At 53.0% G+C, this 11,204-nt stretch carries 4 protein-coding genes; all 4 read left to right on the top strand.

Going from position 1 to position 11,204, the window contains the following annotated elements; all coding sequences use genetic code 11:
- Window positions 1–77: 77 nt before the first annotated feature.
- On the top strand, window positions 78–6,302 hold the full coding sequence (locus B3M32_RS04690; RefSeq protein ID WP_290743903.1) for a T9SS type A sorting domain-containing protein: 6,225 nt from the start codon (window positions 78–80) through the stop codon (window positions 6,300–6,302).
- A 50-nt stretch (window positions 6,303–6,352) separates the two neighbouring features.
- Window positions 6,353–8,020, top strand: coding sequence for an SLC13 family permease (locus tag B3M32_RS04685; protein WP_290743902.1), 1,668 nt, complete (start codon window positions 6,353–6,355; stop codon window positions 8,018–8,020).
- A gap of 338 nt (window positions 8,021–8,358) precedes the next feature.
- Window positions 8,359–8,583: a hypothetical protein gene (locus B3M32_RS04680; protein WP_290743901.1), complete on the top strand. Its 225-nt coding sequence runs from the start codon at window positions 8,359–8,361 to the stop codon at window positions 8,581–8,583.
- A gap of 22 nt (window positions 8,584–8,605) precedes the next feature.
- Window positions 8,606–11,204, top strand: a 2,599-nt coding sequence (gene carB, locus B3M32_RS04675) for a carbamoyl-phosphate synthase large subunit (RefSeq protein WP_290743900.1), incomplete at its 3' end; no start/stop codon positions are given.

Genomic DNA, 11,204 nt, shown 5'->3' with positions numbered 1-11,204 from the left:
TTTTAGGCGTGTCGTAATTTTTAAATCCCAAAGAAATAAGTTATTTTAAAGAAAAACGTATTCCTAGGGATTTACGTATGAAAAAGATTTTCTTGAAGATATTCCTGGTGGCAGCGGCTTTGGCGGCTGCCGTAAATGCGGCCACTGTTTCCCGTTACATGTGCAAACAGGACACCCCTAATACCCCTTACTGGTTTGGCGTCCTGGATCAGGATGTGGCCCAAGTGATGGACCATTTCGGCAATCAGATAACGATTGTTTGTGAAGCGATTACTTACGAAGAGAATTTCTTTTGCGCTACCCTGGATTCGAAGAATAACGAAATCGTATTGACGCAATCCGAAACGGATGTCAGCGGGGGTGACACCTACTGCTCTAAGGACTGGTATACCGAAGTCTCGGCTTATATGCCGGGTAAGAGTGGGGTGTTTGATCCGTATGGTGGCATCTACGAAAAAATCAAGCAATTTATGCAGACGACAAAAAAGATTCGGCTCGGTTCCGATATTGATTTTGGCGGCGGTAGCATTGTCAACGATGTCGCAGAGTGCAATAGGCCGTTTTTCCCGTTATTGTCAGATGACGTTGAATCTATAGAAGGCAAGAAGGACGGCAAACAGTATACTATCAAGAACATGTGCTATAACGACCTTTCTAAAAAAGGGGCCGGTTTTGTTATTGATAGTACCCAGAATAATGCTGGTGCACAAGTCGCTTTCAAGGACGTTGCTTTTGAGAATGCGTGGATAAGTAGTCCTGAGAGAGCCGGCGTGGTATCGAACGAATGGTACGATGTCATGCAGAATGTATCGATAAAGAATGCCGAGGTTATCGCGTCCACTGCCGGCGCTGTCGTCGGTTTAATTGCCAATCCCGCCGGGGCAGGTTCAGCTGGCGAGGCGATGATGACAGGGGTGAATGTGGAAGGATCCCGTGTGTACGGAACAGACAATGTCGGCGGATTTATTGGTTCTGTTGAAGGGAGTTATTTCGCAATAAATCGTTCCAAGTTTGTCGGCGATGTTGAAATGGATGCGAGCATGGCGTCGCCTATGGGTGGTGCCATTGGCAGCATAACAAAATCGGGTGCTTATGGAGCTGTGTCTATCAATGGAATTGTCGTGGAAGGAAGCGTCGTGAAAAGGCAAGGCGTGAATGCCAATCCGTCTGCTATGGGAGGCATGGTTGGTTCTGTGGATGCCAGCTATTTTGACGTGAGTATTCGTAATACTTACTCCAGGGCAGAGCTCGCTGACGGTAACGGTGCGTCTAGTGAGGTCGGCTTTGTTGTCGGTGAATTAAGTGCTGCGGCCTACGTGACGGTTATTGGAAATCTCCACGAGGGTTCTACATACAAATACGCGGGACATTGGGCCGGTACTAGTGGTGGAGCGGCGGCATTGAAGGCTGTTGCAAACTATCGTCGGAAAGAAAACGGGATGACGGTGGATGCGAATTTGAACAATTTTTGGACTAAAAACGACGATGATCTGGTGGGCGTTCTTTCTACAGAGGATATGTCGAGTGTCGCCTTGGCCGGAGTGTTGAACTATTTCGGAAAAGATTCCTGTGCATTGGATGTCAATGGCAAGGTGGGAAACTCGTATTGCTGGACCAAGGATGGAAACCTGCTCCGTCTTGTTGAACCCGATGACGAACTGAAACCGATAATGCCGGCTATTTTCGACTATTCCGAAGCGAGAACGTTCATGACAAGTGCAGAACGTATTGCGTTCTCCAGTACGGCCCTCTTTACCGACAACCAGGGCGAGTTAGACGATGCTGAACTCGGTAAGGTGACTGGGTTGGGGGACAAGTTTTACTGGGAATACACCGGTTTGGATAATAAACGCCTGAGCGTGGCAAATACGGTTGCTGCATTGAAGACTCCCCAGATTCCGGCATTGTATATGCAGAAGCCGGAAGTAAACTTCGATATAGGATACCTGGTGGCGGGTGATTTGCTCGATGCCAGTAATTCTGCCGGTCTTTTATTTTTGACGGTTCCTGTTTACAGTGTGAAGCCGTCAGAAAGAATTTCGTCGATAATTCCCGTTATATATGACTTGCGAAATGCAGAAAACATGGTTGCCAGGAATGCCCGTCTTTGTTCAAATGATGCGATGGCCGGTAGTGGTTACGAATGCGGATCGGGCAATGCTCATACGATTCAAATGGTAACGAGTATGTTGAGTCTTGTGGATGAAGCTGTCCGCCAGATTGCTGCCGATATGGACAACGGAGTCGATGTTCCGTCCAATTTGCGCCTGGAAATAGACTATGGGGCTATGCAGTATGGCAGTTTCACTATCTACAATGAAAATTCCGAAGATATGGAACTTGTTGCGCAAGGCTACGATTATTCCGGGAGCAGCTCCAGTGGCGGAATCGAACTGTTTGCTTCCAGTTCGAGCGAGTTCCCTGGTACTCCGAGCCGATACGACCTGAAACTGAAAAAGACTGGATACAGGGCTGTAGGTTGGAAAGTGGCGCTCAACATTCTAGATATTTACGGAACAGGCTTTGAAGAACTACCGGGTGTTGAAGGAACGCTAGCCTCGAAAGCCGATATTCTGTATGCAATATCGGAGGCGGATGCCGGGTATGGTACCAAAATATTCGTTACCCATTCAAATTACATTGTCGTGGATACTCTTGTTGCTGCCTTGGAAGAATATGTTCCGGATCCGAACGCTGTCAATTCCTTTTTTGGCGGAGCCCGTATAGACTTGCAAACGGAAAGCGAAGAAAAAATTCCGTACAAGTTTATCGCCGACTTTGGAAATGTCTTTTACAAACCGTTCCTCGCCAGTGAATACAATGCCTCTTTGGATTATGCGGCTCCGTTGGCCTACAGGGCTTCGCTGGAAATGGCCGACGCCTCTGGCAATAATTCGTCGTCATTCCCGCCTGCCTACATGGTAAAGGACGGGCGTATATGTGCTTCGGATGTTTCCGGTTATGATTATGTTGTTTATCCGACGTCTCAATATGCGCCAATTGCTAACTATAGTGGCTATTTGGACGATGTTTTCTTGGAAACCCCCGGTGTCGAGGTTGGCGTCGATGAGCGCGGCAACGACTATGTCAAGGGGTATTATCGTTGGGATGAAAATAATTGTACCGGCGACTACGTGTACTACATGACCCTGGCTTCGTCGTTGAACGGGAAAGACATGAATAGTTTTGCGGGCAATGTCTGGTTGTGGCAACCTTATAACGAAATAGATTCAATCGTACATGGGTTTGTCTTCGGCTCTACGGAACCCAACCTCTATGTGCCGGCTAAAGGGATGGACCAGAAGTTCGCCTTCAAAGTGCGCTCCAGTGTGCCTTCTGGCTATCAGCTGGATTCCATAACCGTCAAGGGCGATCGGGGAGCCTGCGAACCCGAACACCAGAACGACTTTTCTTATGCCTGCTTGTGGAGATTCAAGATTGGAGGCGGCGATACGACCTTGGTCCTGGCTCCGTTTGAGCTTGCTCAGAATACTCCAATTTATGACAAGTCGATAACGTTCAAGTTCAATTTGTCGGATATTCCCTATAAGCTTGCGTTTATGCATTCCAAGGGGGCGTTCATTGACGAACCTGTAAATACGTTCTTGTTGGAAGAATACGAAGGAACCCATTGGAAAGATACATTGACGTATCTCCGTTCCAATGAGCAGGATAGGTCGTTCCCGCTTATGTTGACGACGAACGGTTGCGTAGAATGGTTCGCCATGGTGCCCGGACAGAACGATACGGGATTGCCCTTCCTGGCATTCGACGATCAGATGTTCGATTGGTTCGCTCCCGGTGTGACCCGGGCCTATGCAAAATTCATCCCGCACAGCGATGGCCCGAAGGCGCCGGACTGTACGTGGCTAAGCCGATTCTACGGTCAACCCGCTACGCATCGTGACTCCGTCAAGATAACTGTCCATACGGATGGCCATGGAGTCTTGAGGGCGAACCAGTATATCGGCAAGGATTCCATATCCCAGAGATTTACCTCGGTAGATGGATCCGATACCTTGTTCCAGATGTTCGTTCCCAAGGTCAGGGACACTACATCGAATTCCACCGGGTATTTCTTGTTCCCGTTGACAATCCACGCCAATGCGGACAGCCGCTACACCTTGAATGCCGACAAGTTCTATTACACGGTAAAGGGTATCGATGGCTCGACCGTCATAGTGGACGGAGCCAAGCTCGCTGTCGGGGATGCCGATATCGACTTGTACGTATCCTTCGATTATGCGGGACCGTTCTACGTGTCGTACGACATGAATACCGATTCCAGCAATTACGGGAATCTGTTCTTCCCGGCCAATGCCGTCAAGAATGATTCCTTGCCTGCTCGCAGTCCTTATCCCATGTGGGTGCCGTTCCGTACGGATTCCTGCTTTGCCGGCTGGTCTACGGATGCGGACGGGACTTCCGGTGCAGTGAAAACCCTGGATGAAAAGGCTGTTTCTTCGATGAGCCCGAACATAGATGCCCCGACGAACCTTTATGCCGTTTGGGACTCCCCTGAAAATTGTAGCGTCAGCATGGCGACCGTTTTCAAGACGGGCAAGGAAGCCGAATTGTCCGTGTACCAGATATTTGATGGCGATACGATTCGCCATGCCGTTGACAGTGCCGGATTGCAGATTGCCGTTAATGACAAGGGCTACAACTTCTTTATCGACGTCTTGCCGGGAGATTCGTTTATGCCGGTTGATGTCGCCGTGAAGGGCGACAAGTCGATTTCGGCCAATGGCGACGGCAGTTTCTTGATTGGGGTTGCTGACATAGAATACTCCGTTTCTTGGGATTTGGCCTACGTTCCGCCCATTGTGTTCGAAAAGGCTGTTTTCTCCAAGATTGGCCGCGCTATCCGTGTCGAATATGCGTTGGACAAGTTCGAAAAAGCGCATCGCAATGTAGCTCTCTTGGCCCGATTGGAAAAAGAGGGGGTGGGCGATTCCGTGTATGTTCTTGCGGATTCCGTGAAGCCCGGTTTTGCCGGCACCTGGACGCATTTCCCGTTGCGGGCCGGTTCCTACAAGTTGCAAATTTCTGCCAAGGATGACTGGAGCGTTTCCGATACGACATTTGAGTTCAGTATCGCTTCTGAATCCTTCGAGGTCCATATGGGCCAGTGGCAAATGATTTCTCTTGCCGAGCTCGATACGACCGACGTTGACGAGGATGACGACCAGCTGTTCTACTGGTGGGATGAATCCGGCGTGGGTGGCGAATTCTGGCAGTACCATTCGTTCAAATCCGGTGACGACATCATCAGGGAGCGCGGTTATTGGTACAGTAGTCTTGAAGGCCGCAAGCTGACGTTTATCAACGACGACTATTACGACGATATCGTGTGGTCGCTCGACAGCGTCTATTCCGGATGGAACATGGTGGCGAACCCCTATGGATGGCGCGTCGATATTTTTGGAGACAGGTCTGCCAAGGACAAGAAATCCGACGTCGAGTTCTGGCGTTATGATCCGACGACAGGTGGCTACGAACCTGCGACAGTTATCGACCCCTACGAAGGCGTTTGGGCAAAAGTGAACCGTCCGATGGAATGGGTTGTCCCTGTGACCCCGGTGTTTGACGATTCCAGCAAGGGAACTCTTCGCAAGGCGGTGCTTGCCAAGTCGAGGGATAACTGGAGCATCCGGTTGAAACTTGCCGACGCTAACGGAAAGTCCGATAATTGGAACGTGCTGGCAGTGGGCGATACGCCCCGTTCCCAGGCGGAACCCCCTGAAGGCATGGGGGACCACGTGAACCTCTCCATTGTCGAAGGAGGGAAGTTCCTGGCCAAGTCCGTCAAGCCGGCCAAGTCCGAAATGGAATGGACCGTGGAACTGAGCGCGTCTTCGAACCGTGCCGGATTTATGAGTGTCGAGGGCGTAGATGCCCTCCGTGCGTTCGGCCTCAAGGTCTTCGTGACTGTTGGCGGAAAGACGACAGAAATGCGTGAGGGCGAGCCTTTGAAGGTGAACCTGGCTAAGTCTGCCAAGACTGCAACGGTACGCGTGGCTGAAGCGGCAAAGATCGATCTGGTGTACAGTCTCGAAGGGCTCCGCGCATTGCAGTCTGCCCAGGGCTTGAAGGTCTCCTTCTATGCGGGGAACGGCCTTTCTGGGGCCGGGGTGCGCGTGGATGTGCTTGATTTGAGCGGCCGTATTGTTGCTTCGGCGAATGGCAAGGCCCTGGTCGGGGAAAATACCCTGATGCTGGATATGCCCAAGGCGGGGCTCTATATGCTCCGGGTGCGTGCCGGCGGCAAGCAGGCGTCGGGGAAGGTCGCTATTCGTTAAATTTTGTCGACTTGCCATAGGGGCCCAGTTTTTCTAAATTTGGCCCCGTTATGACAAAGGCTAAATTCATCAAATTCATCATTGCGTCGGTGCTTGCCATCGCCGCTCTCTTCTTGCCCTACGAATCCCTCGGATTCGATGCCGCAAGCCCTATGGGGATCCTCAACCCGCTCGAAATCCGCGTTATCGGCGTTTTCGTCATGGCGGCCCTTTTCTGGATCCTCCAACCGTTCCCGATCTGGTCCACCTCCATGCTCGTCATCGTGCTTATGATTATCACGATGTCCGATTCCGCACTTAACGTGTTCCGCGTGGACGGCGTGACGATGATTAGCCATAAGTCCATCATGGCGACTTTTGCAAACCCCATCATCATGCTCTTCTTGGGTGGGTTCTTCCTTGCTGCCGCCGCCACCAAGTACAAGATGGACTTGAACCTCGCACGCGTGCTCCTGAAGCCCTTCGGCAAGAACCCGAAGTTCGTGCTCCTGGGCCTCATGCTCATTACCGCCGTGTTCTCCATGTTCATGAGCAACACGGCTACCGCCGCCATGATGCTCGCCATCCTGGCCCCGGTGCTCAAGCTCTTTGACGAAGATGACCGCGGTAAAGCCGCTTTCGCTCTTGCTATTCCGCTCGGTGCCAACATCGGCGGTATGGGTACCCCGATCGGTACGCCTCCGAACGCTATCGCCCTTGGTGCCCTGAACGATGCCGTCGCCCGTGGCGACCTCGTTGCGAACCCCGTGAGCTTTGGTCAGTGGATGGCCTTCGGTATCCCGTACGTGATTATTTTGATGGTTATCGCTTGGCTCCTGCTTGTCAAGATCTACCCGATCAAGATGAAGGAAATGGTTTTGAACATCGAAGGTGCCGGCAAGTTCGATACGAGCCCCAAGGCCATTATCGTCTACGTTACCTTCATCGTGTGCGTGCTCCTGTGGGTGACCGGCAAGGGTGTCCACGGCATTAACGATAACGCGATTGCCATGATCCCGATGGCTGTCTTCGCCCTTACCGGCGTGATTACCAAGAAAGACCTGAACGCGATGAGCTGGGACGTGCTCTGGCTCGTGGCTGGTGGTTTTGCCCTCGGTGTTGGCCTCAATGCGACCGGACTTGCTGCTCACCTCATCAAGACGATCCCGTTTGCAAGCTGGTCTCCGCTGGCCTTGATGATTGGTTGCGGCGTCATCTGCCTATTCATGGCGAATTTCATGAGCCATACTTCTACTGCGACGCTCCTGGTGCCGATTCTCTGCGCCGTGGGTATCGCCTGCCAGGACAACCTCGTTGGCCTTGGCGGTGTGACCGCCCTCCTCGTGTCTGTCGCGTTTGCCAGCTCTCTCGGCATGAGCCTCCCGATTTCTACGCCGCCTAACGCCCTTGCACATGCTACGGGTTACACCGATACGAACGGCATGGCGAAGACGGGTATCGTGATGGGTATTTCCGGCCTCGCACTCTCCTGGGTGATGATGATTTTCCTCGCCAAGGTGAACTTCTTCGGTACGCCGGCTCCGAAGGCTGCGGAAGCCGCCCCGGCCGCTCCTGCCGCTGCCGAAAAGGTTGTTGAAGCCCCGGCCGCTCCGGCCGTCGCTGACAGTGCTGCCGCCGTCGCTGCTGACAGCACCGCAGCTGTTGCCGTGGATAGCGCCGCCGCTGCCAAGGTCGAAGTTGTCGACTCCGCTGCCGCCCCGGTTGCCGAAACGAAGTAATTTCTCTGTAAAGATTGGGAGCCGCCTTCATTTGGGCGGCTCCTTTTTTATATATTGGAAAAAAAGAAGGAATTTATCAAATGAAAAAGATTTTCTTGTCTGCTATCTTGTTGAGCTTCATTGTGTTAGCTGCGTGCGGCGACGACTCTGGCACCAGTGATACTAAGGACGTCTGCACGGATGACCCGGCGCTGTGTGAAACCCAGACGACCGATCCAGAGCCCGTGGAATAATCGCGGCAATTTCCGCCTTTACATTTTTTGTGTTTCACCATTGAAAGTGTTACACTTTTTGTCTATATTTGCGCAAGTTTAAACCTTGAGTAATAAGACAAGAAGATGAAACAAATTCTTGCAATGTCGAAGACCGAACCGAACTGCGCAATCCACGGCGCACCGGCAGATGGTTTTTCCAAGGTTGATAATTTTTCTGATTTTGCTGAACTTTTTAGTTCAGCGTTTTTTTTACCCAAAACGTCATTCCGGGTTCGACCCGGAATCTCTTTGAGATTTTATTGCAGGAAGATGGCGGATCAGGTCCGCCATGACGAAGCATTTAATTAATTAGTCAACGGAGATAAACAAAATGAAGATTGAAGGCATCGACAAAGTCCTTATCATCGGTTCTGGCCCGATCGTGATCGGTCAGGCTTGCGAATTCGACTATTCCGGCACCCAGGCTTGCAAGGCCCTGCGCGAACAGGGTTACAAGATTGTGCTCGTGAACTCCAACCCGGCTACCATCATGACTGACCCGGTCATGGCCGATGCCACCTACATCGAACCGCTGAACGTCGCCCGCCTCACCCAGATTATCGAAAAGGAACGCCCGCAGGCACTCCTCCCGAACTTGGGCGGCCAGACTGGTTTGAACCTCGCCTCTGCTTTGAGCAAGGCTGGCGTGCTGGACAAGTACGGCGTGAAGGTCATCGGTGTGAACCTCGACGCTATTGAACGCGGCGAAGACCGTGAAATCTTCAAGGAAACCATGCAGAAGCTCGGCATCGACACCCCGCGCTCCGGCATTTGCCACTCTGTGGAAGAAGCCGAAAAGATTGTGGCCGAAATCGGCTACCCGGTGGTGGTTCGCCCGGCATACACCATGGGCGGTGCAGGCGGCGGTTTCTGCTACAACGTGGAAGAACTCCGCACCATTTGCTCTAACGGTCTTGAACTCTCCATGACGCACCAGTGCCTCATCGAAGAATCCATTCTCGGCTGGGAAGAGCTGGAAGTCGAAGTGGTTCGCGATTCCAAGAACCAGATGATCGCCATCTGCTTCATCGAAAATATCGACCCGGTGGGCGTGCATACCGGCGACTCCTTCTGCGCAGCCCCGTTCCTCACCATCGACAAGAAGCTTGAAGAAGAACTGAAGGAAAAGGCCTTCAAGATTGTAGAATCCATCGGCGTGATTGGCGGTACCAACGTGCAGTTCGCTCACGACCCGAAGACCGGTCGCGTGGTGATTATCGAAATCAACCCGCGTACCAGCCGCTCTTCTGCCCTTGCTTCCAAGGCTACCGGCTTCCCGATCGCCCTCATTTCTGCAAAGCTCGCCGCAGGCCTCACCCTCGACCAGATTCCGTACTGGCGCGACGGAAGCCTCGAAAAGTACACCCCGAGCGGTGACTACGTGGTGCTCAAGTTTGCTCGCTGGGCATTCGAAAAGTTCCGCGGCGTCGATGACTGCCTCGGCACCCAGATGAAGGCCGTGGGCGAAGTCATGGCTATCGGCAAGACCTACAAGGAAACCCTCCAGAAGGCTATCCGCGGCCTCGAAAACGGTCGCTCCGGCCTCGGCTTTGCGAAGGACTTCAACAAGAAGAGCAAGGAAGAACTCCTCGAAATGCTCAAGACCCCGAGCTCCGAACGCCACTTCCAGATGTACGAAGCCATCCGCAAGGGCGCTACCGACGAAGAAATCTTCGCCGCCACCTACGAAAAGGCTTACTTCGTGCAGCAGATGCGCGAACTCGTGGAACTCGAAGAAGAAATGCTCAAGACTCCGGGCCGCCTGCCTTCTGACGAACTGCTCATCAAGGCCAAGAAGGACGGCTTCAGCGACAAGTATATCGCCAAGATCCTCGGCATCCGCGAAAAGGACGTGCGCAAGAAGCGTACCGAACTCGGCGTGGTCGAAGGCTGGTGCGCAGTGCCGGTGAGCGGCGTGAAGGACCAGTACTACTACTACAGCACCTACAACTGCAAGGACGAATCTACCGCTTCCACCAACCCGAAGAAGATCATGATTCTCGGCGGTGGCCCGAACAGAATCGGCCAGGGTATCGAATTCGACTATTGCTGCTGCCACGCTGCAATGGCCCTCCGCGAAATGGGTTACGAAACCATCATGGTGAACTGCAACCCCGAAACGGTTTCTACCGACTACGATACCAGCGACAAGCTGTACTTCGAACCGGTCTGTCTCGAAGACGTTCTCCAGATTTACCACAAGGAAAAGCCGGCCGGCGTGATTGTGCAGTTCGGTGGCCAGACTCCGCTGAACATCGCCCGCGCCCTCTCCGACGAAGGCGTGAAGATTCTCGGCACCAGCATCGACTCCATCGATATCGCTGAAGACCGCGACTTGTTCCGCAAGATGATGGATCAGCTCGGTATCCCGATGCCGGAAAGCGGCATGGCCACGAACATCGACGAAGCTCTCGCTTGCGTCAAGCAGATCGGCGGCTACCCGGTGATGATCCGCCCGAGCTTCGTGCTTGGCGGCCGCGGCATGGAAGTCATCTACGACGAGAACATGCTCCGCGAATACGTGGCCAAGGCCGTGGGCGTGACCCCGGATCGCCCGCTCCTCATCGACCGCTTCCTCCACAACGCTTTGGAATGCGAAGCTGACGCCCTTTCTGACGGCGAACACGTTTACATCCCGTCCGTGATGGAACACGTCGAACTTGCCGGTGTCCACTCCGGTGACTCCGCCTGCATCATCCCGCCGGTGACCATCACCAAGGAAAACCTCGCGACCATCAAGGATTACACCAGGAAGATTGCTGAAGCCCTCCACGTTTGCGGCCTCATGAACATGCAGTACGCTATCGAAGACGGCAAGGTGTTCGTGCTCGAAGCGAACCCGCGTGCTTCCCGCACGGTGCCTCTGGTCTCCAAGGTTTGCAACACCCAGATGGCCCGCCTCGCTACCCGCCTGATGCTCGGTGCCAAGC

This window comes from Fibrobacter sp. UBA4309, from assembly GCF_002395745.1.
Classification (GTDB): domain Bacteria; phylum Fibrobacterota; class Fibrobacteria; order Fibrobacterales; family Fibrobacteraceae; genus Fibrobacter.
This window is presented reverse-complemented; position numbering and strand designations above follow the sequence as displayed.

Coding starts and splice junctions, on each gene's coding strand:
- B3M32_RS04680 (WP_290743901.1), top strand. CDS start 8,359: ATGAAACAAATTCTTGCAATGTCGAAGACCGAACCGAACTGCGCAATC.
- B3M32_RS04685 (WP_290743902.1), top strand. CDS start 6,353: ATGACAAAGGCTAAATTCATCAAATTCATCATTGCGTCGGTGCTTGCC.
- B3M32_RS04690 (WP_290743903.1), top strand. CDS start 78: ATGAAAAAGATTTTCTTGAAGATATTCCTGGTGGCAGCGGCTTTGGCG.